Consider the following 24,327-nt stretch of genomic DNA (forward strand, 5'->3'; position numbering starts at 1 on the left):
TCCTTAACTTCACAAATTTCTGAAAGAAGCGTACGTTCTGAAGCATGACGAAGGCAATCACCGTCTCCGGACTGCACAAGTCGTTCGGCAAGACGCATGCACTCGACGGTCTCGACCTGGACGTCGAGACCGGCGAGGTCCACGGCTTCCTCGGCCCCAACGGCGCCGGCAAGTCGACCACCATCCGCGTCCTGCTCGGCCTGCTGCGCGCCGACTCGGGCGGCGCGCAGGTACTCGGCCGCGACCCCTGGGCGGACGCGGTGGAGGTGCACAGCCGGATCGCGTACGTGCCGGGTGATGTGACGCTGTGGCGGAACCTGTCCGGCGGTGAGGTCATCGACCTGTACGGCCGGCTGCGCGGAGGCCTCGACAAGCAGCGCCGGGCCGAGCTGGTCGAGCGGTTCGAGCTGGACCCGACGAAGAAGGGCCGCACGTACTCCAAGGGCAACCGCCAGAAGGTCGCCCTCGTCGCCGCGTTCGCCTCCGACGTCGACCTGCTGATCCTCGACGAGCCGACGTCCGGTCTGGACCCGCTGATGGAGGAGGTCTTCCAGCGCTGCGTCGAGGAGGAGCGCGAGCGCGGCCGTACGATCCTGCTCTCCTCGCACATCCTCAGCGAGGTCGAGGAACTCTGCGACCGGGTCAGCATCATCCGCAAGGGCCGTACGGTCGAGAGCGGCTCCCTGGCCGACCTGCGCCATCTGACGCGGACCAGCGTCACGGCCGAACTGGCCGGTCCGCCAGGCGGGTTGGCGCAGCTGCCCGGAGTCCACGACCTCGCCCTTCAGTCAATGGAGAGGGGTCAGGGCCACCGCGTCCGCCTCCAGGTCGACACCGACAAACTCGACGCCGTCCTCAGGTCGCTCAGCGAGTCCGGCGTACGGTCGCTGACCTCGACGCCGCCGACGCTGGAGGAGCTGTTCCTGCGGCACTACCAGGCCGACATGAGCGAGGTAACCCGATGACGACGGCGACCACGACGACCGGGCACTTCGCCGTACGGACCGGCGGCGGCACCCGCCAACTCGCCGGCACGGGCACGCTGTTGCGCTTCGCCCTGCGCCGCGACCGGGTGATGATCCCGGTCTGGGTGGCGGTGAACGCGCTGATGATCCTCTCCATGCCGAACACCCTGGAGAACCTGTACGCCACCCCGGCCGACCGGGCCGACCTGGTGCAGGACACCGCCACCAACGCCTCCTTCCGCGCCCTGATCGGCCCTGTCTTCGGCGACTCGATCGGCGCCCTGACGGCCTGGCGGGTCGGCGTGTACGCGGGCGCCCTCGCGGCCGTGCTGAGCATGCTCCTCGTCGTACGGCACACCCGTGACGAGGAGGAGAGCGGCCGTCAGGAGCTGGTGGCGTCCGGGATGGTGGGCCGGCGGGCCTCCCTGACGGCGGCGCTGCTGACGGCGGCGGTCGCGAATGCCGTACTGGCGGTGCTGGTGACCGCCGGCCTCGCGGGCCAGGGCGCGTCCGGCGCGCTGGCGTTCGGGCTCGGCCTCGCCGGGGTCGGCATGGTCTTCGCCACGCTCGCGGCGATCGTCGCCCAGTTCACGGAGAGCGCCCGGCTGGCACGGGGGCTGACGGCGGGGCTGGTGGGCGCCGCGTTCGTGCTGCGCGCGGCGGGCGACTCGGCGTCGGACGACGGTTCGTCGGCACTGACGTGGGTGTCACCGCTGGGCTGGCTGGAGAACCTGCGGCCGTTCGCGCACGAACGCTGGTGGGTCCTGCTGCTGTTCGCGGGGGCGACCGTCGTCCAGGGCGTGGTGGCGTACCAGCTCGCCGGGCGCCGGGACGTCGGCATGAGCTTCCTGCCCGCCCGGCCCGGACCGGCCGACGGCCGCCTCGGCACCGCGGGCGCGCTCGCGTGGCGACTCCAGCGCGGCAGCGTGCTCGGCTGGAGCATCGGCTTCTTCCTCGCCGGGGTCTACGGCGGCCTCACCGACGGCGTGGCCGACCTGGTCGGCGACAACGACAACGCCCGCGAGATCTTCCAGCGGATGGGCGGCCAGTCCGGCATCACCGACGCCTTCCTCGCCTCGATGGTCGGCATGCTCGGCCTGATCGCCGCGCTGTACGTGGTGGCATCCGTCCTGCGGCTGCACGGCGAGGAGACGTCGATGCGGGCGGAACCGATCCTCGCGAACGCGGTGGGCCGCCTGCGCTGGGCGGCCGGCCACCTCGTGATCGCCTTCGCCGGCTCGGCCCTGATCATGCTCCTGGCCGGCCTGGGCTTCGCCGTCGGCTACGGCAAACAGCTCGGCCCGATCCTGGGCGCCTGCCTGGTCCAGCTCCCCGCGGTCTGGATCGTCGGCGGCCTCGCGGTCCTCCTGTACGGCCTGCTCCCGCGCGCGGCGATGGCGGCGTGGGGAGTGGCCGGGGCGATCCTGCTGATCGGCTGGGTGGGCCCCGCGCTCGATGTCCCGCAGACGGTCCTGGACCTGTCCCCGTTCGGGCATCTGCCGAAGCTGCCGGGCGGGGGGATGGAGTGGGGACCGGTGCGGGCCCTCACCGGTCTCGCGGTGGTGCTGGTGGCCGGGGGGCTGGCGGGGTTGCGGCGGCGGGACATGACGACGTGACCGGGATCAGTCGAAGTACAGCTTGAGCTCCTCCGTGTCGAGGTCGATGCCGACCGGATCGGGGAGAGTTACCTTGCCGCCGAGCCTGACCACGTGGATGTCCCGGTAGCCGTCCTCCAGGTCCGGATCGCTGTGTACGAGGACGGTCAGGTTGTCCCGGTCGATCAGCAGATAGACCGGGATGCCGGCCTCGGCGTACGCCCGAGGCTTCTCGACCCGGTCCCGGTTGTGCGTGTCCGAGTCGTACGACGTGATCTCGACTGCCATCAGCACGCCGTGGGGGTCGGCCCAGTCCCCCTGGCCCACGAAGTGATCAACCGGGGCGAGCACCCCGTCAGGTCGGGCCCGTCCCTGGCGGTAGGCCTCCACCTTGAGACCCTGCAATGGATTGAGGTCGAGCTCAGGCCTGGCACGCATGCATTGCCGGATCAGCCACATAGTGATCGCGCCGTGGTTGCCGTTTGTCACTTTCCTGAGCCCGATCCGTCCGTCGATGAACTCGAACCTGACGGTCTCGTCCTCCCGCTCGGCGAACTCGGCGATCCGCTCGAACATGTCCACCGACAACTGAGACGACGCGCGCTCTGCCATAACCGTCATGGTGCCTCCCTTCGTAGGCAGGCACCAGCTTGACGAGCCGCCGACGACCTTCGATCGGGATTCGCTCAGCGATCAGCCGATCGAGTGATCACCCCACCTCGACGCTCAGCCCCTCCAGCCCCCGGATCACAAAGTTCGGCTTGCGGTCCGGCTCCGCCGCCAGGCGCAGGGTCGGGGCCTGTTCCAGCAGGGCCGTCATCGAGGCGGCCAGTTCGATGCGGGCCAGCGGGGCGCCGATGCAGTAGTGGATGCCGGCGCTGAAGGAGATGTGCGGGTTCTCCTTGCGGGTGAGGTCCAGCTCGGCCGGGGTCTCGAAGACCGCCGTGTCGTGGTTGGCGGAGCCGAACAGCATGGCGAGCTCCGCGCCGCGCGGGATCGTCGTGCCGTCGATCTCGATCTCGTCCAGGACCCAGCGCTCGAAGAGCTGCAACGGGGTGTCGTAACGCATCAGCTCCTCGATCGCCGAGGGGATCAGGGAGTGGTCTGCCCGCAGGGCCGCCAGCTGGTCGGGGTTGCGGAACAGCGCCCACCAGCCGTTGACCGTGGAGTTCACCGTGGCCTCGTGGCCGGCGTTCAGCAGGAGGACCGCCGTCGAGATCATCTCCTGCTCGGTGAGCCGGTCGCCCTCGTCGTACGCGGCGATCAGGCCCGAGATCAGGTCGTCGCCCGGCTCCTTGCGGCGGGCCGCGATCAGCTCCAGCAGGTACTCGGAGAACTCGACCGAGGCGCGGACCGCCTTGGTCGCCGTCTCCTCGGACGGGTTCAGCTCGTACATCCCGCAGATGTCCGCCGACCAGGGCCGCAGCTGCGCCCGGTCCGACTCGGGAATCCCCAGCATCTCGGCGATCACCGCGACCGGCAGGGGCTCCGCGACGTCCGTCAGCAGGTCACCGCCACCCGCTTCGACCAGCCCCGACACCAGCTCACCCGCCAGCCCCTGCACATACGGCTTCAGCTGCTCCACCGTGCGCGGTGTGAACGCCTTCGACACCAGCCGGCGGATCCGGGTGTGGTCCGGCGGCTCCAGATCGAGCATCCCGTGGTCGTTCAGGACGTGGAACGGCTCGTGCTCCGGCGGCGGCGCCGTCCGCCCGAAGTCCTCGTGGGTGAAACGGTGCTGGTACGTCCGGCCGAGGCGACGGTCGCGCAGCAACGCCGAGACGTCCGCGTGATGCGGGACCAGCCACTGGTTCGTGGGCTCGAACCAGTGCACCCGGCCCCTGTCCCGCAGTTCTGCGTAGGCGGGGTACGGGTCGGCGAGGAACGCCGGGTCCCACGGGTCGAACGCGAGGGCGGAAGGAGCTGCCATGCCCGGACGTTAGCCCCACCTCCCCCTCCCTGACCAGGGGTGTCCGCTCAGCCCGGCGTGACCAGCCGCGCCTCGTAGGCGAACACCGCCGCCTGTGTACGGTCCCGCAGGCCCAGCTTCACCAGGATCCGGCTGACGTGGGTCTTGATCGTCGACTCGGCGACCACCAGCCGCTCGGCTATCTCCTGGTTCGACAGGCCCTGCGCGATCAGCACCAGCACCTCCGTCTCCCGCTCGGTCAGATCCCCGTACGCCGCGTGCGCGGACGACATCAGACGCGCGGAGTCGGACAGCTTCGAGAACTCCGTGATCAGCCGCCGTGTGATGGAGGGGGCGAGAAGAGCTTCGCCGGCCGCCACCACCCTCACCCCGTCGGCGAGTTGGCGGGCCGAGGCGTCCTTCAGCAGGAAGCCGGAGGCTCCCGCGCGCAGCGCCTGGTACACGTACTCGTCGAGGTCGAAGGTGGTCAGCACCAGCACCTTCGCAGCGCCGTCGGCCGCGACGATCTCCCGAGTCGCCTCGATGCCGTTGAGCTCCGGCATGCGGATGTCCATCAGCACGACGTCCGGGGTGAGTTCGCGGACCCGGTCCACCGCCTCCCGTCCGTTGACCGCCTCGCCGACGACCTCGATGTCCGGCATCGCGTTCAGCAGGACCGAGAAGCCCTCGCGCACCATCATCTGGTCGTCCGCGATCAGCACACGGATGGTCATGAGCCGTCCTCTGTCGTCATGGCGACCGGCAGGAACACGGCCACCTCGTAGCCGCCGTCCTCCGTCCGGTCCGCCGTCATCTCACCGTTCAGCATGCTGACGCGCTCCCGCATCCCGGTGATGCCGTGCCCGGCACCCGGCGAGGGCTTCACGAGGGCCGGCGCGGGCGGCGGCCCGTTGACTATGCGCAGGCCGAGACCACCGAGAACGTATCCGACCTCCACCCGGGCGCTCGCGCCGGGCGCGTGCCGCAGGCTGTTGCTCAGCGCCTCCTGCACGATCCGGTACGCCGACAGCTCCACACCGGGCGGCAGCTCGCGGACCGCGCCGATCACCGTCTTGTCCACGCTCAGTCCCGCGTCCCGCACATTGGCCAGCAGTGCGTCCAGATCGGCGAGGGTGGGCTGCGGGGCGTCCGGGGCCTCGTAGTCCTCGGCGCGGACGACGCCCAGGACGCGGCGCAGTTCGGTGAGGGCCGCCACCGCGTTCTCCCGGATGGTGGCGAAGGCCCGCTCCAGCTCCGGCGGAGGGTTCTCCACCCGGTAGGGGGCGGCCTCCGCCTGGATGGCGACGACCGACATGTGGTGGGCCACCACGTCGTGCAGCTCCCGGGCGATGTTCGTGCGCTCCTCCAGCAGGGTGCGCTTGGAACGTTCCTGCGCGGTCACGGTCTGCTGGGCGGTGACCTCCTGCCGGGCCTCCTTGCGCGTGTGCCAGACGGCGACGACGAGCAGCATCAGTGCGGAGAGGATCAGCATCGGGCCGGAGTTCGTGCCGTAGTAGCCGGGCGACCCGAACAGCACGTCCGCCGCGAAGGCGTACGCCGCGGTGACCACCCACATGTAGGCCGCCGTGCGAGGCCTGGTGCGTATGGACACGACCGTCAGCACGGTGAGATGGCAGAGGAACGTCGCGGGCAGCCACGGCCAGCCGTCCCACGAACTGCCGAAGACCTGACTGACCGGGGTGGCCGCCATCGACAGCCAGAACGCTCCGACCGGCCGGACCATGGTCAGCAGGATCGGGATCAGGGCGAGCGGGCCGAGCAGCAGCGCACCCCTGTCGTTGTCGGCGGCGGACATGAGGAGCGTGAGCAGGCCGATCGTGGTGATCACGGCGTGCGGTGTCCAGGTCGCGTACTCGCGCATGCGGCCGGGCAGCCGCCGGGTCACGGGGCCGTCGACCTTCATCCGGGCCAGCGGGCGGTAGGCGAAGGCGTCGTGGAACAGATCCTGGCGCAGCCCCTGCACGGCGTTCACGGCCAGCCGGAACTCGGGGCTGCGCGTCTTGGCCCCGTCTCCGGGCGGCGGGGTCGGCATCTGAGTCGTCTCGGTCACGTACAGAACGGTAGGCGCAGGGCCGTGTCGCGGTCGTCCCCAGTGAGAGGGGTTCCCGCAGGTCCATCTCAGGTACTACGGGTATCGCTGCTGGTCGAGGCCGGATGTAGGTGGTCCGTGAGCCGCGGCCCGCTCAGTATCCGGCGGGCCGCACCAACCCCGATTCGTACGCGAACACCGCCGCCTGCGTACGGTCCCGCAGCCCCAGCTTCACCAGGATGCGGCCCACGTGGGTCTTCACGGTCTGCTCGGCCACGACGAGGCGCTCGGCGATCTCCGCGTTCGACAGCCCCTGCGCGATCAGCGCGAGGACCTCCGTCTCGCGTTCGGTCAGGTCGCCGACACGTTCCCTGAGCGGTGCGCGGGGCCGCTTGACCAGGCGGGAGAACTCGACGATCAGCCGCCGGGTGATGCCGGGCGCGAGGAGGGCATCGCCGGCCGCCACGACCCGGACCGCCTCCGCCAGCTGGTCGGCGGAGGCGTCCTTGAGGAGGAAGCCCGAGGCGCCCGCGTGCAGTGCCTCGTACACGTACTCGTCGAGGTCGAAGGTGGTCAGCACCAGCACCTTGATCTGCGGGGTCGCGGCGGTGATACGGCGGGTGGCCTCGATGCCGCCGAGTTCGGGCATGCGGATGTCCATCAGCACGACGTCGGGGAGCAGGTCGGCGACCTTCGTGACCGCGTCCAGGCCGTCGACCGCCTGGCCGATCACGTCGATGTCGGGCTTGGTGTTGAGCAGCACGGTGAAACCCTGCCGGACCATCTGCTGGTCGTCGGCGATGAGTACGCGGATGGGGCTGCTCGTCATGCGGTGCCGTCCTTGTCCGGGGCGGGGGCGTGATGGGGATCCTGGGGAACGTAGCCGAGGCCGTCGAGACGCGGGTACGCGGGCAGATAGGCGCTCACCAGGTAGCCGCCGTCCGGCGACGGGTGCGCCGACAGGGCGCCGCCGAGCATCGCGGCCCGCTCCCGCATGCCGAGCAGCCCGTGCCCCGCGCCCGGCGACGGCGGCGCGGGGTGCTCCGGCCGCGAGTTGGCGACCCACACGGTCAGGCCGTTGCGCTCGTGCACGACTTCGACGCGGGCGGTCGCGCCGGGGGCGTGGCGCAGTACGTTGCTCAGCGCCTCCTGCACGATCCGGTACGCCGACAGCTCCAGGCCGGGCTGCAGCGGGCGGCGCTCGCCGGTGACGTCGAGGGTCACGGTCAGACCGGCGGCCCGGGTGTTCTCCACGAGCGCGTCGAGCCGGTCGAGGGTGGGTTGCGGGGCGTGCGGGGCGCCTGTCGATCCGGTGCCTGTGCCGGTGCCGGCCGCTGCCAGGTTGTCCGGGGCGTCGGGGTGTTCCGAGCGCAGGACTCCCAGGACGCGGCGGAGTTCGGTGAGCGCCTCCAGGGCGTTCTGCCGGATGCCGTCGAGGTTTTCCTTCAGCTCGTCGGACGGGTTCTCGACGAGGTGGGGGGCTACCTGGGCCTGGATGGAGATGACCGACATGTGGTGGGCGACCACGTCGTGCAGCTCACGGGCGATACGGCTGCGCTCCTCCAGCAGGGTGCGGTGGGCTCGTTCCTCCGCGGTGAGCGTCTCCTGCACGACGAGTTGGGTGCGGGCCTCCTTGCGGCCGCGCAGGGCGGTACCGACGACGACGGCGATGGCGAAGACGGCGACCGCCGCGGCGCCCGTGCCGGAGTACTTCGTGCCACCCGACTGGCCCTGGAGGGCGAAGGTGGCCAGGGCCGACACCGCGAGGGCCGCGACGGCCCTGCGGGTGGGGACGCGGAGGGCCAGGAGCAGGAGGACGCCGGCGTGGGCGATGACTTCTGGGGTGCTCCAGGGCCAGTTGGGGGCGGGGGCGGGGGCTGGGAGTTCAGCGAGGTGCGGTCGGGCGATCATGGCGGTGATGAATGTGGCCGTCAGGCTGAGGGCCCAGGCTCTGCCCGGGCGCCACAGGGCCAGGCACAGGGTGATGCCTTGGGCGAAGCCGGCGATCAGGCCGTCGGCCGTGCTCAGGTCGTAGCTCTCGCTGATTTCGTTGCCACCGGCCAGGGAGACGCCGAGGGCGATCCAGGTGGTGAGGAGGATGGTCAGCCAGCGGAGCCAGGTTCTTCCGAAGGGTTTGCGGAGGTTGGTGGCGAGGGTTCGTTTCCTGGGTGCGGGTGCGGGTGCGGGTGCGGGCACGCGGCCTTCGGCCGCGTTTGTGTTCCCACCCGCACCGCCCGTGCGGGCATCGTCGTCGGCTGCGGGTGGCACGTGCGAGGCAATGCCAACGTCAGAGCCACCATCACCCACAGCCCCCGCAGCCGACCCCCGCGAACCCCGCTCCCCCTCCGCGGCCCTCGGCCTCTCCTCCTCGTTCACGGGGTCAACACTAGGCATGGTGCCGGGCCTTCGGTTTCTCGTTCTGTGGGGTGGGGTTGGAACGGATCACCCTGGAGGTGCGGCCCTTGGGGCGGCGCGGGCCCTGTTCGTACAGGCGGAATGTCGTCCAGCAGGCCGCCAGGACCAGGGTGAACACCGGGAGCCATGCCAGGCGGGCCGCCACCCAGGTGAGGTTGTCGGGGAGGGTGTGCAGGCCGGGGAGGTGGCCTGCCAGGAGGCCCGTGGCTGTGGTGGCCATCAGGGCCGTCTGGTGCCAGAGGAAGATCGTCATCGCGGAGAGATTGAGCAGGGCCACCGCCGCCCAGGCCAGGGGGCGCCGCATCGTGCGACGCAGGGGCTCGCGCAGGAGCAGGGCCAGGCCGCACTGGGCCAGGCCGAAGGTGACGGCGGCCAGGGTCGGTGGGTTGAGGTTGGAGATGCCGGCGCCGGGCACGCCGACCATGGACGCGGGGTAGCCCGCCCAGGCGACCAGCGCCGCCGTCGCCGCCGCGCCGGCCGTCAGCAGGATCCAGCCCGCGCGGCGGCGCTCCAGCTCACCCCGGGTCCACGCCGCGCCCAGACTGAACGGCACCAGCCAGCCGGCCGCCACGTTCACCCAGCCGAGCCACGCGGGGCCGCCCAGGCCGAAGCGCAGGAGGTCCACATGGAGGACGACGGCCAGGGGCCACAGGGGGTTGAGGCGCAGGAGGAGGGGCGTCACCGCCGTCAGCGCCGCGAAGACCAGGAGGAACCACAGCGGGGACAGGGCCAGTTTGAGCAGGGTGTGGACCGTGTCGACGTCCGTGCCCGAGAGCAGCAGCAGGACCGACGTCACCGTCCACAGGGTGAGGACGGCCGCCACCGGCTTGAACAGACGGGACAGTCGGGACCTCAGCCACTGTCCGTACGTCGTGCCGCGCGCCCGGGCCGAGGTGTAGCCGCGGGTCGCCACATGGCCGCCGACCAGGAAGAACACGGCGAGGGTCTGGAAGGCCCAGGAGATCGGGGCCAGCCAGGGCAGGTGCTGGAGCGGGCTCGCGGTGCGCAGGCCGGACCCGCCGTCCGCCACCAGAGCCGTCACCAGCCAGTGGCCGAGCACGACGCCGAGGATGGCGAAGGCGCGCAGGGCGTCGACCGCCCGGTCCCGTTCGACGGGGGTGACGGCGTCGACGCGGGCGGCGCCCTGCCGTATGCCCTCCGGTATGCCCCGCCGGGCGACGCGCGGACGCCCCGCGACAGTGGACTCAGCCATGGGTCACCTCCGAGGTCTCGCCCAGGACGATGCGGGTCAGGTTCGTCAGGGACGGCGAGCCCGCGCTGAAGTAGTCGCTGTGGCCGCCGTCGCCCGCAGAGAAGACCCGGGCACCGAAGGACGGCGACATCGGGTCGGTGCCGAAGCCGACGGTCGTGCCGAGCAGGTCGAACCTGATGTGCGGGACCTCGGCCACCCAGTCGTCACCGCCACGGGCCGCCCAGACGCGGGCCGGGGTGTGCAGGGCGCCGGCGGTGTCGACGCCGGTGCCGGGGCTGCCTATCAGGGCGATGTCGTCCACGTCGAGGTCGGACGCCGCGCTGCCGCAGACCACCGAGCCGTAGGAGTGGCAGAGGAGGGAGATGTGCGGGCCGCCTGCCGTGCTCGGCGTGCGGTCCGGGATGGCGCGCAGTTGCCGTACGAACTCCCGCAGCTTGGGCGCCGCGTCCTCGGCCCGGCCGGCCGTTGCGACCGTGGCGCTGATCGTGCCCGGCGTCTCGTAGCCGAGCCAGGCCACCACCGCGGTGCGCGTGCCCTGGGGGGCCTCCCGGGTGAGCCGTTCGTGCAGCGCGCGGGCGGCGTTGCGGAAACGGCCGTAGGTCTCGATGGACGTGTCGGAGCCGGGGACCAGGACGGCGATGCGGTCGGCATGCGCCAGGTCGCCGAAGACCTCCGTCGCGAGGCCGGGGCCGCGGCCGTCGAAGGTGAGGAAGTGACGGGACGGGTCGGCCATCGCACGGTCCGCGGCGGCGCGTTCACGGCTGCCGTTGGCCGCGGCCATGCGGGACGCCTCGGCGGCGTTGGCGCGGTTGGCCGCATACGCCTCGTCCAGCGTCGCCGCCGTGACCGGCGCGAGGGTGGCCGGCTTCGGAGCGGGTATCTCGGGCCGTGCCGCACCGGCCAGCGGGACGACCACGGCACCGGTGATCAGGGTGGCGAGCAGCGCCCGGCGCAGTCTGTGCGTGCGACGCGCCTTTCTCGGCCCGCGAGGCCCACTCCGCTCGGTCGGCGCACTCCGCTCGTCCGGCCCACTCCGCTCGTCCGGCCCGCCGGAGTCGGCCCACTCGCTCGACTCGGCCCGCTCGCCCGCCTCACCCACCCTGCCGGACGAGCTCGCCCCCGCTGCCCCCGTCGTACGCCCCATGGTCGTCATCCCTTCCAGTCCGCCCGGCCATCGGGCCTACCTGGAAGGGAAGTTACGGATGCGGACTTGTCGTCCGCGTCATGCCAGGGAGCTCACCTGCGATGTAGCTCTCAGGTACTACGGGTATGAAGGGGCCCTCCATCTACGGGCTCCTCCTGGCCCCGGCGCCCACGTGACAGGACGGCCGCGTGTGACGGGATACGTGCAGGTGAGGGGGCACCTGCGAGCTCACCACGCCAGCTGTGCGATCTCCTCCGCCACCACCGCGCACGCATCCGCCGCAGGGTCGATCAGCGGGAAGTGGCCGACGTCCTCCAGCAGTGTCAGACCGATCACTTCCCCCGCCTTCGCCGCCGCGTCCGCGTACGACTCGGCGACCGCCTGGGGGACTACGACGTCCGTCCGGCCCTGGACGACCGTTGTCGCGATGCCCGTCGGGAGCAGGAGCGCGGGGTCGGCGTACGGCTGACGCTCGGCGAACTCCACTTGCCCGCCCAGGAGTTGGCGCGGTGCGCCCCCGCAGACGTCCAGTTTGTCGGCGACCGCGAAGTCGGCGATCGGGGCCAGCGCGACCACACCCCGCAGGGGCGCGGGGCGGTCAGTGCGCCAGGGGGCGTCCGCGGGCAGGACATGGCGGGCCGCCGCCCACAGGGCCAGGTGACCGCCGGCCGAGTGGCCGGTGACCACGATTCGGCGCGCATCGGCCTGTGGGAGCACCTCCCGTACGAGAGCGGGCAACGCGTCCAGCGCGGCGGCGACGTCGTCGAACGTGTCCGGCCAGCGTCCCGCGACCGGGCCGCCCGTACCGGAATCCGCAGCGCCGAAGTCCCCGCCCTGCGCCCCCCGCCGGTACTCCACGTTGGCCACGGCGAACCCGCGCCGCGCCAGGAAGTCGGCGAACGGCGTGACATGCCGCCGGTCGTACGGCGCCCGCCATGCGCCACCGTGCAGGACGACGACCAGCGGAGCCAGGACGCCCGGAACGGCCTCGCCGCGCGGCGCGTAGAAGTCGATCACCTGGTCGGGGTGGTCGCCGTACGAGGCGATGGCGTCGGGGTCGACGGGCGGGTGCGAGAAGGCGGACTCCTCCTCGGCGGCGGCCCGGGCTGCTGCGACGTCCTCCGGCATGCTCCAACCTCTCAGCGACGAAACGGATTTGGACGAAAGCGGGGGTGGCGGACCACGTGGGAATTCGGCCGTTGGCGGGGACGGTATCAGGCGGGTGACGTGCGTGGACATGGGGATGTCACGCAGGGTGAGGGTTAAACGGTTCCACTGTTCCGTTACGCTGGGGGCGCAGACCGCGTGCGCACCAAGGAGGCCGATATGTCCGCCGAACCCGGCACCGTACGTCCCGGAGGGCGTACCGCGCGTGTCCGTGAGGCCGTGCTGCGGGCGGCAGGGGACGTCCTCGCGGAGCAGGGTTTCGACGGCCTCGACCTCGCCGACGTCGCCCGCCGGGCCGAGGTCGGCAAGACCACCGTGTACCGGCGTTGGGGCTCGGCGACCGGGCTGGTGGCCGACCTGCTCGCCGACATGGCCGAGCAGTCGCTGCCGCGCGAGGAGACCGGCTCCGTGCTGGGCGACCTGCTCGCCAACGCGACCCTGGTGCAGCGGACGCTGGCGGACCCCCGGCAGGGCGCCCTGTTCCGTGCCGTCATCGCCGCGGCGACCTGCGACGAACGTACGGCGCAGGCGCTCCGCCGGTTCTACGAGATGCGGGTGGCGGAGTGGGCGCCGTGCGTGCAACAGGGCGTCGCCCGGCGGGAGTTGCCCGAGGGGACGGACCCGGAGGCGGTCGTACGGGCGGTGTCGGCACCCCTCTACTACCAGTTGCTGACGACCGGGGTCATCCCCGACGCCCCCGCCGCGGAGCGCGCGGCGCGGGCCGCGCATGCGGCTGCCGTGGCGGGGGTGTACGCCGGTTAGGGCAGGGCCTCCCCGGGCAGCAGCGCCGCCAGCACCCGCGCCGCCCGTTCCACCTCCGCGAACCCCACGTACAGCGGCGTGAATCCGAACCGCAGCACATCGGGGTGCCGGAAGTCGCCCACGACCCCTCGCTCGATCAGCCGCCGCATGACCTCCCCGGCGTTCTCGCACCGCAGGGCCACCTGGCTGCCGCGTTCGTCATGGGCCACCGGGGTCAGCGACTCGACGCGCCCCTGCCCCACATACGCCCCGACGCACTCCAGGAAGAAGTCCGTCAGCGCCAGCGACTTGGCCCGCACCGCCTCGACCGTCACACCGTCCCAGACCTCCAGGGCCGCCTCCAGGGCGAGCATGGAGAGGATGTCCGGCGTGCCGACCCGGCCGCGCAGGGCGCCGGAGGCCGGCTCGTAGGCGGGACGCATCCCGAAGGGCTCGGCGTGCGAGTTCCAGCCGGGGAGCGGGGAGTCGAAGCGGTCCTGGAGATCGTGGCGTACGTACAGGTACGCCGGTGAACCCGGGCCGCCGTTCAGGTACTTGTACGTGCAGCCCACCGCCAGGTCGACCCCGTGCTCGTCGAGTCCGACGGGCAGCGCGCCCGCGCTGTGGCACAGGTCCCACACGGCGATCGCGCCCGCCGCGTGCACGGCGGCGGTGAGGGCCGGCAGGTCGTGCAGCCGGCCCGTGCGGTAGTCGACGTGGTTGAGGAGGACTGCGGCGGTACGGCCGGACAGGGCCGCCGGCACCTCGGCGGGCGTCACCGGCCGTAGCGTACGGCCGGTCATCCGGGCCGCCGACTCGGCGATGTAGCCGTCCGTGGGGAAGGTTGTCGCGTCGACCAGGATCTCGTCCCGGCCGGGACCGGCGGACTCCGCCATCCGCACGGCGGCCACAAGTGCCTTGAAGACGTTGACACTTGTCGAGTCGCCGACCACGATCTGGCCCGGCGCCGCGCCGACCAGCGGGGCGATCCGGTCGCCGATCCGCTCCGGCGAGGTCCACCAGCCGCTCTCGTCCCAGGAGCGGATGCGCATCCGCCCCCACTGCCGCAGTACGACGTCCTCGACCCGTCCCGGCACGTTCGCCGGCAGGGCGCCCAGCGAGTTGCCGTCGAGGTAGACGACCTCGTCGAGCACGAACTCCGCCCGCTTGCCCGCGAGTTCGTCGGTAGCGTCGAGCTTCTCGGCCTTGGCGGCGAGTTCGGCGAACTCAGACATGGGACCTCGCCGTCCACAGCTCCGGGAAGACGTTCTTCTGCGCCCGCTTCTCCAGCCAGGCCACGCCGGCCGAACCGCCCGTGCCCGCCTTGGCGCCCATCGCGCGGCGGGTGGCGACCAGGTGGTCGTTGCGCCAGCGCCACACCAGTTCGGCAACATCTGTCAGTGCCTCGCCCAGGCGGGCGAGCTCGGAGTTCTGGTCGCCGGCGTAGATCGCGGTCCAGGCCGCCTCGACCGCGGGCGAGGGCTCGTACTTCTGGGACACGTCACGCTTCAGGACGGCTTGCGGGATCGCGCAGCCGTGCCGGGCGAGGAAGCGCAGCACCTCGTCGTAGAGGCTCGGCTCGTGCAGCGCCTTCTCCAGTTCCGCGTGGACGCGGGGGGCGCCGCGGTGCGGGACCAGCATGGACGCGGACTTCTCGGCGAGCAGGAACTCCATCCGGCGGTACATCGCCGACTGGAAGCCGGAGCCCTCGCCGAGGGCGCTGCGGTACGAGTTGAACTGGGCCGGCGTGAGCTGGCCGAGCGGCTTCCAGGAGGAGTTCAGGGCGTCCAGTTCCCGCACCGAACGCTTCAGGGCGTCGATCGCCACGGCCGGGCGGTCCTCGCGCAGGGCGCGCGCCGCGGTCTCCCACTCGTGGACGATGACGGTGAACCACAGCTCCATGACCTGGGTCGTGACCAGGAAGACCATCTCTCCGGGGTCGTCGGAGAGGGTGTGCTGGAGGTGGGTGAGCACGTCCGCCTTGACGTAGTCCTCGTACGGCGTCGTGCCCGCGAAGTCGAGATTCGGGGTCTCGGGCTCTTGAGTCTCCGGGGATGTCTCCGCGGACCGGTGAGCCTGCTGGGACATTGCTGTCTCCTGTGTAACTTCGGGTAGCGGTCCGCCCTGCCGTTATCGACAAAGGGGCCCCGGTCCCCACCCGGCATCCTCAGGGATGTCCCCCCGCATCGCAAGGCCCGCCCTCGTCACACCGGCGGGCCCCACGACGGGGGAGGCGCGGCGGCTAGCCCAGGGTCTGGGCCGCCGTCGGCGAGGAGTCCTTCAGGAACTGTGAGCAGCGCTCGTACTCCTCCTGCTCGCCGATCGTCCCAGCGGCGCGGGCGAGGGCGTGCAGGGCGCGCAGGAAGCCGCGGTTCGGCTCGTGCTCCCAGGGGACCGGGCCGTGCCCCTTCCAGCCGCTGCGGCGCAGGGCGTCCAGGCCGCGGTGATAGCCCGTACGGGCGTAGGCGTACGACTCCACGACGCTGCCGCGCTCGAAGGCCTCGTCGGCCAGCTGGGCCCAGGCCAGGGAGGAGGTGGGGTACTTCGCTGCGACGTCCGCGGGGGCGGTGCCGCCGGCGAGGAGCTCGCGCGGCTCGGGGTCGTCGGGGAGGTGGGTCGGGGGCGGGCCCCCGAGAAGGTTTTCGTGAATGGCCATGGGTTCAAGTGTGGGCCATCGCCGGGGCCGGTGGGTGCCGTGTCTCGCGCCCCCGCCGCCGGGATGCCTGGACCGGCGCCTAGCCCTCCCCCTCCCCCGCCAACCGGGACCTGCTCCGCACCCCCTCCAGCGGCGGCGAAGTGATCGAGCCGTGGTGGAGGCATTCCGGTTTGCGGCAGTCCGGGGGCAGGGTGCGTACCGTCGCGAAGGCGATGGCCGAGCCGACGACCAGGGTCCCGGCACACCACAGCATCGCCCGTCCGAACGCGCTGTCGAAGGCGTCCGGCGACCGGTACGCCTCCTCGCTCATGCCGGCGAGCAGTGGCAGTGCGGCCACCGCGATCAGGCCCGCCGCTCGGGCCGCCGCGTTGTTGATGCCGCTGGCCAGGCCCGCGCGGGCGACGTTCACGGAGGCGAGGACGGTGGCGGTCAGCGGCGCGACCAGGGTGACCAGGCCGAGGCCGAAGACGAAAACGGCGGGCAGTACGTCGGCGACGTACGAGGCGTCCGGGCCGACGCGCAGCATCAGCAGCAGGCCGGCCGCACTCACCAGTGGCCCGACGGTGAGCGGGATGCGCGGCCCGATCTTGTCGGCCAGAGCGCCGGACCGGGCGGAGAACAGCAGCATCAGCACCGTGGTCGGCAGCAGTGCCGTACCGGCCTGCAGGGCCGAGTAGCCGGAGACGACCTGGAGCTGGAGAGCGGCCAGGAAGAAGAAGCCGCCGAGGGCCGCGTAGACGCACACGGTGACCAGGTTGACCGCGGTGAACTGACGGGACGCGAAGATGTCGAGCGGCATCATCGGGTCGGGCCGCCGTTTCTCGACGTACAGGAAGGCGATCCCGGCGGCGACGCCCGCGACCGCGGTGACGGCGATGACCAGGGACCCGTCACGGGCCTCGATCAGCGCGTACGTCACCAGCGCGAGGGACAGCGCTCCGAGGGCCGCGCCGAGCACGTCGAAGCGGCCGTGCTTGGACTCGCCGCCGGACTCGGGGACGTGGCGCAGGGCGATGGGGACGCACAGCAGCGCCAGCGGGACGTTGAGCAGGAAGACCCAGCGCCAGCCCGGGCCGTCGACCAGCCAGCCGCCCAGGAACGGGCCGATGGCCGCACCGATACCGCCGAAACCGGACCACAGGCCCACCGCCCGGGCCCGGTCGTCGGGGTGGAAGGACGCCTGGATCAGTGCGAGGGAGCCGGGTGTGAGAAGCGCGCCCCCGATGCCTTGAAAGGTCCGCGCGGCGATGAGGAACCCGGCGTTCGGGGCGAGCCCGCACAGCAGCGAGGCCGCGGCGAACCAGACGACGCCGATGACGAAGATCTTGCGGCGGCCGTAGCGGTCGCCCAGGGAACCGCCGAGGAGGATCAGACCGGCGAGGGCGAGGGTGTACGCGTTGACCGTCCACTGGAGGGCGGACAGGTTCGCGTCCAGGTCCTCGCCGATCCGGGGGAGGGCGACGTTGACGACGGTCGAGTCCAGCATCGCCATGCTTGAGCCGAGGACCGTGGTGAGCAGGATCCACTTGCCTTGGGGGGAGGCCATCCGGACGTCGGGCATGACCCCAGGTATACAGCGGGCCCGGTGCCGTAGCACCGGGCTCGCTGCATGCGTACGGCTACTTGATCTTCGTGCCGGTGGAGCGCAGGTTCGAGCAGGCCTCCGTCACGCGCGCGGCCATGCTCGCCTCGGCCAGCTTGCCCCAGGTGCGCGGGTCGTAGGTCTTCTTGTTGCCGACCTCGCCGTCGACCTTCAGGACACCGTCGTAGTTCTGGAACATGTGGGCCGCCACCGGACGCGTGAAGGCGTACTGCGTGTCGGTGTCGATGTTCATCTTGACGACGCCGTTCTCCAGCGCGGTCGCGATCTCCTCGGCGGAGGAGCCGGAGCCGCCGTGGAAGACGAAGTCGAACGGGGACGCCTTGCCGTACTTGGCGGCGACGCCCTCGTTGAGCTCCTTCAGCAGCTCGGGACGGAGCACGACGTTGCCCGGCTTGTACACGCCGTGGACGTTGCCGAAGGAGGCAGCGAGCAGGTAGCGCCCCTTCTCACCGAGGCCGAGGGCCTCGACCGTGCGAATCGCGTCGTCGACCGTCGTGTAGAGGGAGTCGTTGATCTCGTGCGAGACGCCGTCCTCCTCGCCACCGGTCGGGGTGATCTCGACCTCGAGGATGATCTTCGCGGCGCGGGCGCGCTCCAGCAGCTCCTGCGCGATGGAGAGGTTGTCGGCGAGGGTCTCCGCCGAGCCGTCCCACATGTGCGACTGGAACAGCGGGTTCTCACCGCGCGCGACGCGCTCCTCGGACACGGCGAGCAGCGGGCGTACGTACCCGTCGAGCTTGTCCTTCGGGCAGTGGTCGGTGTGCAGGGCGACGGTGATGTCGTACTTCTTGGCGACGATGTGCGCGAACTCGGCCAGGGCGACGGCGCCGGTGACCATGTCCTTGCTGTGCTGGCCGCCGAGGAACTCCGCACCACCCGTGGAGATCTGGATGATGCCGTCGCTCTCCGCCTCCGCGAAGCCGCGCAGGGCCGCGTGCAGGGTCTGGGAGGAGGTCACATTGATGGCCGGGTAGGCGAACTTGCCTGCCTTCGCCCGGTCGAGCATCTCGTTGTAGACCTCGGGGGTTGCGATGGGCATCTGTCCGCTCCTTGAGTGTGCGGGTTGACGTGCTGCGTACTGCGTTCTTCTTTACGGCCCTGACCTAGACCTCGATTGCGACGTCATCGTCGGCATCGCCGGGGCCATCTTTCCATGACGAACCGGGATGCTCCGAGCGCCTGTCAGCAGCCGAGACGGACGTCCGCCGGGACGGACGTCAGTCGAGCCCCAACTCGTCCTTGGAGAACGCGAACAGGTACGGCACACCCGCACCCTCCTGGATCTTCTCGGCGGCACCGGTGGCCCGGTCGACGATCGTCGCGACGGCGACGACCTCGGCGCCCGCCGCGCGCACGGCCTCGACGGCGGTGAGCGGCGAGCCGCCGGTGGTGGAGGTGTCCTCGACGACGAGCACACGCCGCCCCGCGATGTCCGGCCCCTCGACCTGCCGCTGCAGCCCGTGCGCCTTGGCGGCCTTCCGCACGACGAAGGCGTCCAGCCGCTTCCCGCGCGCGGCGGCGGCGTGCAGCATCGCGCCGGCGACGGGGTCGGCGCCCATGGTGAGCCCGCCCACCGCGTCGAACTCCAGCTCCGCGGTCAGGTCGAGCAGTACCTGCCCGACCAGCGGAGCGGCCTCCCCGTCGAGGGTGATGCGCCGAAGATCGACGTAGTAGTCGGCTTCCAGCCCCGAAGACAGGGTCACCTTGCCGTGCACCACGGCCTTGTCCTTGATCTGCTGCAACAGCGCGCCACGTACGTCAGTCATGCCGCCCAGCTTAGAGGCGCCGCCAGCTCCAGACGGTCGCAGCCTCCAGCGGCTCCAGGGGCGTGACCAGGCGGGGCAGGGTGTTCAGGCCGTTGGGCGGCCCGGTCTGCGGCTCGACACAGACGGCGGCCTCCTGCTCGTCGTACAGGACGACCCATTCCTCCCGACTGGCCACCTTCAGCTCCAGCTGCCCCGGCCAGGTGAGCGTGACGTCGACACCGCCGGGCATCCCGAAGCAGTCGTCCCAGGGACCGGGCTGGGGGTCGATCCGATTCCCGGTGGGCAGATGATCGTCACCACGCTCTTCCTGCCAGGCGGGAGCGAATTCGAGTTGGGCGTCCTCTCCGCCGAGGTTCCGGTTGAACCAGGGGTGCCAGCCGATCTGGGCCGGAAAAGACGTCTCGTACGTCTCGACGGACATGGTGAGGCTGAGGCCGTCCGGGGTGAGCGCGATGACATGGGTGACCCGGCCGGAGTAGGGCCAGGGCTCGACCAGGTCATACGTGATGACGGCCTCGTCACCGGCGACCCGGGCCACCTTCCAGGCACCGTCGCGGACCGTGCCGTGGATGGCGTGCGGCGGGGCGCTAAGCGGCATCTGCCGCACGACGGCCCCGTCCAGGAACCGCCCGTCCCGGATCCGCCCGCACCAGGGAACCATCGGAAAACATCCGAACCGCTCCCCCTGCCGCAACAACTCCGTCCCCCCGACCCGAAGCCCCCCGACCCGCCCACCGTTCCCCGGCAGCACGTCCACCTCCGCGTCACCCGCGGTCAGCGTGATGTGTTCGTTACTCACGGGGACGACCCTACTGGGACGATCAACTCTCCTGAACCGGGAAGGTGGCTATCGCCTCTCGACGCCGGTCCCGGCATTTCAGCCCGTCTGGGGGTACCCCCTCTGGGGGAGTTCGAGGACGAGGCCGTTCAGGCCGAAGCGGGGGGTCTGGGGGCGGCAGCCCCCAGAGGTGGGGTCGAAGGGGCGGCAGCCCCTGGAGGACGGGAAGGGTAGGGGCGGCGGGGCGAAAAACACCCCTACCGGCGCCGCCGCAACGCCCGCCCCACCACAATCGCCGACGCCAACACCAACGCCGCCGCCGGAGCAGCCCACCGCAACGTAGAACCCGGCACGACAGGCTGCGGCGCCGGCACCGGCGCATACCGCCCCCGCGGCGGCGCGTGATCCACTTCCTCCGCGCTACGCCCGATCATCGTCCGCCGAGCATGAGCCGCCTCGGCCACGGGAGCCTCACCGTCCCCAGCCTCGGCGTCGGCGTCGGCCTCCGGTTCGAGCGCCGACGGCGGAACCTCGGCGTCAAAGTCGGACGCCTCCTCCTCACCGTCCCCGGCATCCGACCCCTGAGCCGACGAAGACGAAGACGCAGGCGCAGGCGCCGCAGCATCATCCGCATCCGGCGTCGTCTCGAAGTCACTGGTCACCCGAGTCTCGAACTCCCCAGGAGCCAAGCCCTCCGGATCCTCGGAGGCACCCGCTTCCTCCCCCGCCCCCGGCGGCGACACAGCCTCCCCCGCGACAACCCCCAACTGCTCACCAAAACGGTTCAGCAACCGACCCACAGCAGATCCGACGGCCTCCGCCGAGAACTCGGCCACCCGCCCGTCCGCCGAAGCGGTCCCCGCGAACCTCACGGTGGCCCCACCCTCGGCCTCGAGCACCGACACCGTGAGCGCGAGCTTCACAACCCCGCTGCCCCGCACCTCGGTCGCCTCGCCCTCGACGGCGAAGGCAGACGCACCGTCACCGGCCCCGTCGCCGCCCTCCCGCGCAGACACCCGCACGGCGCCCCGATACGTGATCGTGTGACCACCGACGCGCACCTTCAGCCGCCCGGCAACGGGCTCGGCCCCGGCGTCCTGCTGGAGCCCGGGGACCGCCCGGGCAACCCGTACGGGATCGGCCAGCACCGCCCTGAGCCGCTCGGCCGCAACCGGAACGAACACCTCATGCTCCATGGGGACCGAGCCTACCCAGCATGGCGTGAACCGCACCCACACATCCGAGGATTCTCACCACGAGCCCTCCCGCCGGGCGTACTCTCCCGCCCCGCACGAAGAGCCCTGCACCCACCCCGCCGCACCACGACCCACCACGCCCCTCAGTACCGCGGATGCACCAACGTCGACGCCCCCAACCCCCCGACCCGCGTCCCCTGGGCCGCCCGCGCATCCGCCGCCAGCCCCTCCCGCGTCAGCGTCCCGGGCCGCGGCACCCCTTCCCCCGACCCGAGCCGCAGCGCCGGACGCTCGCCCCGGCCCGCCAGGATGAACCCCCAGTCGTGCGGCGCCCGCGTCGGGCCGGCCGAGCGGTCGGGGCCCGCCGCAAAACCGGAACCGCGGCCTCGGAGGCAGTACGGGGCGGTCCGCAGGCCCGCGGCGCGCAGTGTCGTATCGACCGTCCAGAAGACGCGGGGCCGGGAGGAGACCGGGCCGGCATGGACGGCCAGGCGGCCGTGCGGGGTCAGCGCGCGCCGGGCGAGGCCGTAGAACTCCTGCGAGTACAGCTTCGTACTGGCGGTGATGCCGGGGTCGGGCAGGTCCGAGATGACGACGTCGTACGTCGCCGGCGGCGCCGCCCGCAGCCAGCGGAACGCGTCGCTCGTCATGACGTGGACGCGGCTGTCGTCGTAGGAGTGGTCGTTGAGGTCGGACAGCGGAGGATCCCGGCGCGCCAGGCTCACCAACTCGGCGTCGGCTTCGACGACGTCGACCCGGTCCACCCCGGGATGGCGCAGCACTTCGCGCGCCGCCAGCCCGTCCCCGCCGCCGAGGATCAGCACGCGCGAGCGCTCGCCGCTCATCACGGGGTGGACCAGCGCCTCGTGGTAGCGGCGTTCGTCCTGGCCGCTGACCCGCAGGCGGCCGTCGAGGAAGAGGTTCAGCGGGCGGCCGTGCGTGCCGCCGGTGATGACGACCTCCTGGAGGTCCGTGTGGAGTGCCACGCGGACGTCCCGCCCGTACACCGCGTGCCGTGCCGCCCGTTCGAAGTCGTCGACGAGTACGGCGGCCGAGGCGAGCACGCCGAGGACGGCGACGTTGGCGATCACCAGCAGCCACCGGGCGCGGCGGCTGAGGTCCCCGCGGAACAGGCCGAGGACCAGCGCGCCGCCCACGACGGCGTTGACGGCGCCGGTGATCAGCGCGGAGGTCAACTGGCCCAGCAGGGGCAGCAGAAGGAAGGGGAACGCGAGGCCGCCGACGAGCGCGCCGACGTAGTCCGCGGCGAACAGGTCGGCCACCGCGCCGCCCGCGTCCTGGCGCCGGATGCGCTGGATCAGCTCCATCAGCAGCGGCACTTCGGCGCCGATCAGCAGGCCGATGGTGAGGGAGAAGGCGACGAGGAGACAGCGGGGGCCGTTGACCCACAGGCCGCCCCAGTCGCCGGTCCAGGCGAAGACGGCGTAGAGCGCGAACGCGCTGCACCCGCCGACGAGGGCGAGTAAGGCCTCGATGGCGCCGAAGCCGGCCGCGGCGTACGGGCGCAGGCGTTTGGCCGCGAGGGAGCCGATGCCCATCGCGAAGACCATGACGGACAGTACGACGGAGGCCTGGGTGACCGAGTCGCCGATCAAGTAGGAGGCAAGGGCCACGAGTTCGAGTTCGTACACGAGTCCGCAGGCAGCACAGACGAAGACACCCGCGAGGACCAGGAACCGCCCGGTCCCCGGCCGGACCGGAAGCCGTGCGGGGCCACCCCAGGGCGGTGGTGTGCCGGGCGGGGCGGGGGCGTGCGGCTCGATCACGTTGCCGACGGTACGTTACGCCTGCGGCACGCTACGTCACCCACACGTGTGTTGTTGAGGTGCGGGACGTTTGCGTCGCCGCCGCCGGGGGCTCAAGCGCCGGACGGGCTGGACTGCCGGTTGGACTGCCTGGACCGGGGTCTGAGCGTGACCGCCACCGCCCTCACCCCCACCCTCGTGCGCGTCGCCACCAACTGCCCGTCCTGCGGGTACGCGTGCCAGGTCCGCCAGTGCACCTGACCCTCGTGGTGCTGGGCCAGCATCGCGGTGAAGGCGTGCGGGCTGCCGGGGAAGACGCCGGCGAGGCCGTGCGGGTGGTCGGAGACCAGGGCCAGCAACTCCTGTGCACGGCCCGCGAACTGACCCGGCGACAGGACCTCCACCCGGGCCGCGAACTCGTACTCCCAGTCGCCCGCCCGCTTGGCCACGCCGAGCGGGAGGGGCGTGCTGCTGCCGGGCATGCAGGCCACCGTCTCCGAGCAGATGCCCCGCTCCTCCTCCAGCAGTACCTGGTGGGACGCGCCGAGCAGCCTCAACTGGAGTTTCGTCCCGGTCAGTTCGAGGTCGAGTGTGGCCAGCGCGGGCAGCGGTTCCCGCCCCAGGGCCCAGGCGAGGTCGGTCGCGCGCGTGTCGGTGTAGGCGGTGTTCAGGGTCGTGAGCATGGGTCGGCTCCGCAAGCACGCAAAGAAAAAAGGGAGGTTTCGGTCTCCGGCGGCGCACCCCGGCCGACACCGGGTCGACCCGGTCAGCCAGTCGGCCGGTCAGAAGGGGTGTCCGCGGGACGTCCGAGGGGCTGCGTTGGTGATTTTCAGGGAATCATGAAGTGTGGCGCCGCCACAGCGTTTTTACCCAAGTTCGTAGGGTTTCCATCCCTCAGAGGGCTTATCAGCTCAACTGTTCAACTCCGGCGCACGCCTCCGAGGGCGGGGCGCGCGCCGGTGCGCGGGCGTGGAACACGAAAGCGGGGCCGGTCCCAGGTACCGGCCCCGCTCCATACGGATGCGGTTCCCCCTGCTCGGGGAGCTCAGCTGCCCCGTGTCAGCTGCCTCCGCCACCGCATCCGCCGCCGCCCCCGCCCCCTCCACAGGACGACCCGCCTCCGCATGACGAGCCGCCCCCGCAGGACGAACCACCGCTGTCTCCTCCGCCGGCCCACCAGCTGCTGCTGCCGCTGTCGTGCGAGCTGCTCCTGCGGCTGCGGCTGTGCGAGCGGTTGGCCGACCGTGAGCCGCCGCGCACGGCGGACACGAAGATCAGGACGAAGACCACTGCGACCAGCGCCAGAACGAATCCTGTGATCATGGCGTCAGCCTCCTTCCGTTCCCCCGAAGCGGACCGTGGC

23 protein-coding genes are annotated in these 24,327 nt (G+C 71.6%); 3 read left to right on the forward strand and 20 right to left on the reverse strand.

Annotated features, from left to right (window positions below; all coding sequences use genetic code 11):
- Positions 1 to 44: 44 nt before the first annotated feature.
- Together OHT51_RS19920 and OHT51_RS19925 are read left to right on the forward strand one after the other, a co-directional pair.
- Positions 45 to 965: an ABC transporter ATP-binding protein gene (locus OHT51_RS19920; RefSeq protein ID WP_328880280.1), complete on the forward strand. Its 921-nt coding sequence runs from the start codon at positions 45 to 47 to the stop codon at positions 963 to 965.
- Complete coding sequence (locus tag OHT51_RS19925) at positions 962 to 2,581, forward strand: ABC transporter permease (protein WP_328880281.1); 1,620 nt, start codon at positions 962 to 964, stop codon at positions 2,579 to 2,581. Before OHT51_RS19920 ends, OHT51_RS19925 begins: the two co-directional genes overlap by 4 nt.
- Before the next feature lie 6 nt (positions 2,582 to 2,587).
- Here OHT51_RS19925 and OHT51_RS19930 read toward each other — a convergent pair whose 3' ends face one another.
- From OHT51_RS19930 to OHT51_RS19970, 9 genes are all read right to left on the reverse strand, one after another.
- Complete coding sequence (locus tag OHT51_RS19930; protein WP_328880282.1) at positions 2,588 to 3,181, reverse strand: Uma2 family endonuclease; 594 nt, start codon at positions 3,179 to 3,181, stop codon at positions 2,588 to 2,590.
- 88 nt (positions 3,182 to 3,269) lie between these two features.
- Positions 3,270 to 4,490 carry a cytochrome P450 gene (locus tag OHT51_RS19935; protein ID WP_328880283.1) on the reverse strand — a complete coding sequence of 407 codons (1,221 nt, stop codon included), beginning with the start codon at positions 4,488 to 4,490 and terminating at the stop codon, positions 3,270 to 3,272.
- A gap of 47 nt (positions 4,491 to 4,537) precedes the next feature.
- A complete protein-coding gene (locus OHT51_RS19940; protein WP_328880284.1) occupies positions 4,538 to 5,203 on the reverse strand; it encodes a response regulator transcription factor in 666 nt (221 codons plus the stop codon).
- A complete protein-coding gene (locus OHT51_RS19945; protein WP_328880285.1) occupies positions 5,200 to 6,540 on the reverse strand; it encodes a sensor histidine kinase in 1,341 nt (446 codons plus the stop codon). The genes OHT51_RS19940 and OHT51_RS19945 overlap by 4 nt, the downstream gene beginning before the upstream one ends.
- 133 nt (positions 6,541 to 6,673) lie before the next feature.
- Positions 6,674 to 7,348 (reverse strand): response regulator transcription factor, encoded by a 675-nt coding sequence (locus tag OHT51_RS19950; protein ID WP_328880286.1) that lies wholly within the window; start codon positions 7,346 to 7,348, stop codon positions 6,674 to 6,676.
- Complete coding sequence (locus OHT51_RS19955) at positions 7,345 to 8,715, reverse strand: sensor histidine kinase (protein ID WP_328880287.1); 1,371 nt, start codon at positions 8,713 to 8,715, stop codon at positions 7,345 to 7,347. Before OHT51_RS19955 ends, OHT51_RS19950 begins: the two co-directional genes overlap by 4 nt.
- A 190-nt stretch (positions 8,716 to 8,905) precedes the next feature.
- Positions 8,906 to 10,147 carry an acyltransferase family protein gene (locus tag OHT51_RS19960; RefSeq protein ID WP_328880288.1) on the reverse strand — a complete coding sequence of 414 codons (1,242 nt, stop codon included), beginning with the start codon at positions 10,145 to 10,147 and terminating at the stop codon, positions 8,906 to 8,908.
- Positions 10,140 to 11,291, reverse strand: a complete 1,152-nt coding sequence (locus OHT51_RS19965) for an alpha/beta hydrolase (RefSeq protein WP_328880289.1) — start codon at positions 11,289 to 11,291, stop codon at positions 10,140 to 10,142. Before OHT51_RS19965 ends, OHT51_RS19960 begins: the two co-directional genes overlap by 8 nt.
- A 228-nt stretch (positions 11,292 to 11,519) precedes the next feature.
- Entirely contained in the window at positions 11,520 to 12,419 is a 900-nt protein-coding gene (locus OHT51_RS19970; RefSeq protein ID WP_328880290.1) for an alpha/beta hydrolase family protein, read from the reverse strand.
- Between the two features lie 198 nt (positions 12,420 to 12,617).
- On the opposite strand from OHT51_RS19970, the gene OHT51_RS19975 reads away from it, so the two are divergent.
- Positions 12,618 to 13,220: a TetR/AcrR family transcriptional regulator gene (locus OHT51_RS19975; protein ID WP_328880291.1), complete on the forward strand. Its 603-nt coding sequence runs from the start codon at positions 12,618 to 12,620 to the stop codon at positions 13,218 to 13,220.
- Here OHT51_RS19975 and kynU read toward each other — a convergent pair.
- The 11 genes from kynU to OHT51_RS20030 all read right to left on the reverse strand — a co-directional run bounded on the left by kynU (position 13,217) and on the right by OHT51_RS20030 (position 24,287).
- Positions 13,217 to 14,434: a kynureninase gene (gene kynU / locus OHT51_RS19980; protein WP_328880292.1), complete on the reverse strand. Its 1,218-nt coding sequence runs from the start codon at positions 14,432 to 14,434 to the stop codon at positions 13,217 to 13,219. The two genes, OHT51_RS19975 and kynU, sit on opposite strands and share 4 nt — an antisense overlap.
- Positions 14,427 to 15,287 (reverse strand): tryptophan 2,3-dioxygenase family protein, encoded by an 861-nt coding sequence (locus OHT51_RS19985; protein ID WP_328880293.1) that lies wholly within the window; start codon positions 15,285 to 15,287, stop codon positions 14,427 to 14,429. The genes kynU and OHT51_RS19985 overlap by 8 nt, the downstream gene beginning before the upstream one ends.
- A gap of 154 nt (positions 15,288 to 15,441) precedes the next feature.
- Positions 15,442 to 15,855, reverse strand: coding sequence for a DUF3151 domain-containing protein (locus OHT51_RS19990; protein WP_328425366.1), 414 nt, complete (start codon positions 15,853 to 15,855; stop codon positions 15,442 to 15,444).
- A gap of 79 nt (positions 15,856 to 15,934) precedes the next feature.
- A complete protein-coding gene (locus tag OHT51_RS19995) occupies positions 15,935 to 17,416 on the reverse strand; it encodes an MFS transporter (RefSeq protein ID WP_328880294.1) in 1,482 nt (493 codons plus the stop codon).
- Between the two features lie 58 nt (positions 17,417 to 17,474).
- Complete coding sequence (fbaA, locus tag OHT51_RS20000) at positions 17,475 to 18,497, reverse strand: class II fructose-bisphosphate aldolase (protein WP_128433779.1); 1,023 nt, start codon at positions 18,495 to 18,497, stop codon at positions 17,475 to 17,477.
- Positions 18,498 to 18,675: 178 nt separating this feature from the next.
- A complete protein-coding gene (pyrE, locus tag OHT51_RS20005; protein WP_328880295.1) occupies positions 18,676 to 19,224 on the reverse strand; it encodes an orotate phosphoribosyltransferase in 549 nt (182 codons plus the stop codon).
- Positions 19,225 to 19,234: 10 nt separating this feature from the next.
- Positions 19,235 to 20,023, reverse strand: a complete 789-nt coding sequence (locus OHT51_RS20010) for an aldose epimerase family protein (RefSeq protein WP_328880296.1) — start codon at positions 20,021 to 20,023, stop codon at positions 19,235 to 19,237.
- Positions 20,024 to 20,259: 236 nt separating this feature from the next.
- A complete protein-coding gene (locus tag OHT51_RS20015) occupies positions 20,260 to 21,198 on the reverse strand; it encodes an SRPBCC domain-containing protein (RefSeq protein ID WP_328880297.1) in 939 nt (312 codons plus the stop codon).
- Between the two features lie 143 nt (positions 21,199 to 21,341).
- Positions 21,342 to 22,985: a polyamine aminopropyltransferase gene (locus OHT51_RS20020; protein WP_328880298.1), complete on the reverse strand. Its 1,644-nt coding sequence runs from the start codon at positions 22,983 to 22,985 to the stop codon at positions 21,342 to 21,344.
- A gap of 92 nt (positions 22,986 to 23,077) precedes the next feature.
- Positions 23,078 to 23,647 carry a DUF2617 family protein gene (locus OHT51_RS20025; protein WP_328880299.1) on the reverse strand — a complete coding sequence of 190 codons (570 nt, stop codon included), beginning with the start codon at positions 23,645 to 23,647 and terminating at the stop codon, positions 23,078 to 23,080.
- A gap of 376 nt (positions 23,648 to 24,023) precedes the next feature.
- A complete protein-coding gene (locus OHT51_RS20030; protein WP_328880300.1) occupies positions 24,024 to 24,287 on the reverse strand; it encodes a hypothetical protein in 264 nt (87 codons plus the stop codon).
- Positions 24,288 to 24,327 lie beyond the last annotated feature (40 nt).

This window comes from Streptomyces sp. NBC_00299 (genome assembly GCF_036173045.1).
GTDB classification, from domain to species: Bacteria; Actinomycetota; Actinomycetes; order Streptomycetales; family Streptomycetaceae; genus Streptomyces; species Streptomyces machairae.

What these genes read in the sequence shown, in the direction of transcription:
- OHT51_RS19920 (WP_328880280.1), top strand. Translation starts at nt 45, where the DNA reads ATGACGAAGGCAATCACCGTCTCCGGACTGCACAAGTCGTTCGGCAAG.
- OHT51_RS19925 (WP_328880281.1), top strand. Translation starts at nt 962, where the DNA reads ATGACGACGGCGACCACGACGACCGGGCACTTCGCCGTACGGACCGGC.
- OHT51_RS19930 (WP_328880282.1), bottom strand. Translation starts at nt 3,181, where the DNA reads ATGACGGTTATGGCAGAGCGCGCGTCGTCTCAGTTGTCGGTGGACATG.
- OHT51_RS19935 (WP_328880283.1), bottom strand. Translation starts at nt 4,490, where the DNA reads ATGGCAGCTCCTTCCGCCCTCGCGTTCGACCCGTGGGACCCGGCGTTC.
- OHT51_RS19940 (WP_328880284.1), bottom strand. Translation starts at nt 5,203, where the DNA reads ATGACCATCCGTGTGCTGATCGCGGACGACCAGATGATGGTGCGCGAG.
- OHT51_RS19950 (WP_328880286.1), bottom strand. Translation starts at nt 7,348, where the DNA reads ATGACGAGCAGCCCCATCCGCGTACTCATCGCCGACGACCAGCAGATG.
- OHT51_RS19960 (WP_328880288.1), bottom strand. Translation starts at nt 10,147, where the DNA reads ATGGCTGAGTCCACTGTCGCGGGGCGTCCGCGCGTCGCCCGGCGGGGC.
- OHT51_RS19965 (WP_328880289.1), bottom strand. Translation starts at nt 11,291, where the DNA reads ATGGGGCGTACGACGGGGGCAGCGGGGGCGAGCTCGTCCGGCAGGGTG.
- OHT51_RS19970 (WP_328880290.1), bottom strand. Translation starts at nt 12,419, where the DNA reads ATGCCGGAGGACGTCGCAGCAGCCCGGGCCGCCGCCGAGGAGGAGTCC.
- OHT51_RS19975 (WP_328880291.1), top strand. Translation starts at nt 12,618, where the DNA reads ATGTCCGCCGAACCCGGCACCGTACGTCCCGGAGGGCGTACCGCGCGT.
- kynU (WP_328880292.1), bottom strand. Translation starts at nt 14,434, where the DNA reads ATGTCTGAGTTCGCCGAACTCGCCGCCAAGGCCGAGAAGCTCGACGCT.
- OHT51_RS19985 (WP_328880293.1), bottom strand. Translation starts at nt 15,287, where the DNA reads ATGTCCCAGCAGGCTCACCGGTCCGCGGAGACATCCCCGGAGACTCAA.
- OHT51_RS19990 (WP_328425366.1), bottom strand. Translation starts at nt 15,855, where the DNA reads ATGGCCATTCACGAAAACCTTCTCGGGGGCCCGCCCCCGACCCACCTC.
- OHT51_RS19995 (WP_328880294.1), bottom strand. Translation starts at nt 17,416, where the DNA reads ATGCCCGACGTCCGGATGGCCTCCCCCCAAGGCAAGTGGATCCTGCTC.
- fbaA (WP_128433779.1), bottom strand. Translation starts at nt 18,497, where the DNA reads ATGCCCATCGCAACCCCCGAGGTCTACAACGAGATGCTCGACCGGGCG.
- pyrE (WP_328880295.1), bottom strand. Translation starts at nt 19,224, where the DNA reads ATGACTGACGTACGTGGCGCGCTGTTGCAGCAGATCAAGGACAAGGCC.
- OHT51_RS20015 (WP_328880297.1), bottom strand. Translation starts at nt 21,198, where the DNA reads ATGGAGCATGAGGTGTTCGTTCCGGTTGCGGCCGAGCGGCTCAGGGCG.
- OHT51_RS20025 (WP_328880299.1), bottom strand. Translation starts at nt 23,647, where the DNA reads ATGCTCACGACCCTGAACACCGCCTACACCGACACGCGCGCGACCGAC.
- OHT51_RS20030 (WP_328880300.1), bottom strand. Translation starts at nt 24,287, where the DNA reads ATGATCACAGGATTCGTTCTGGCGCTGGTCGCAGTGGTCTTCGTCCTG.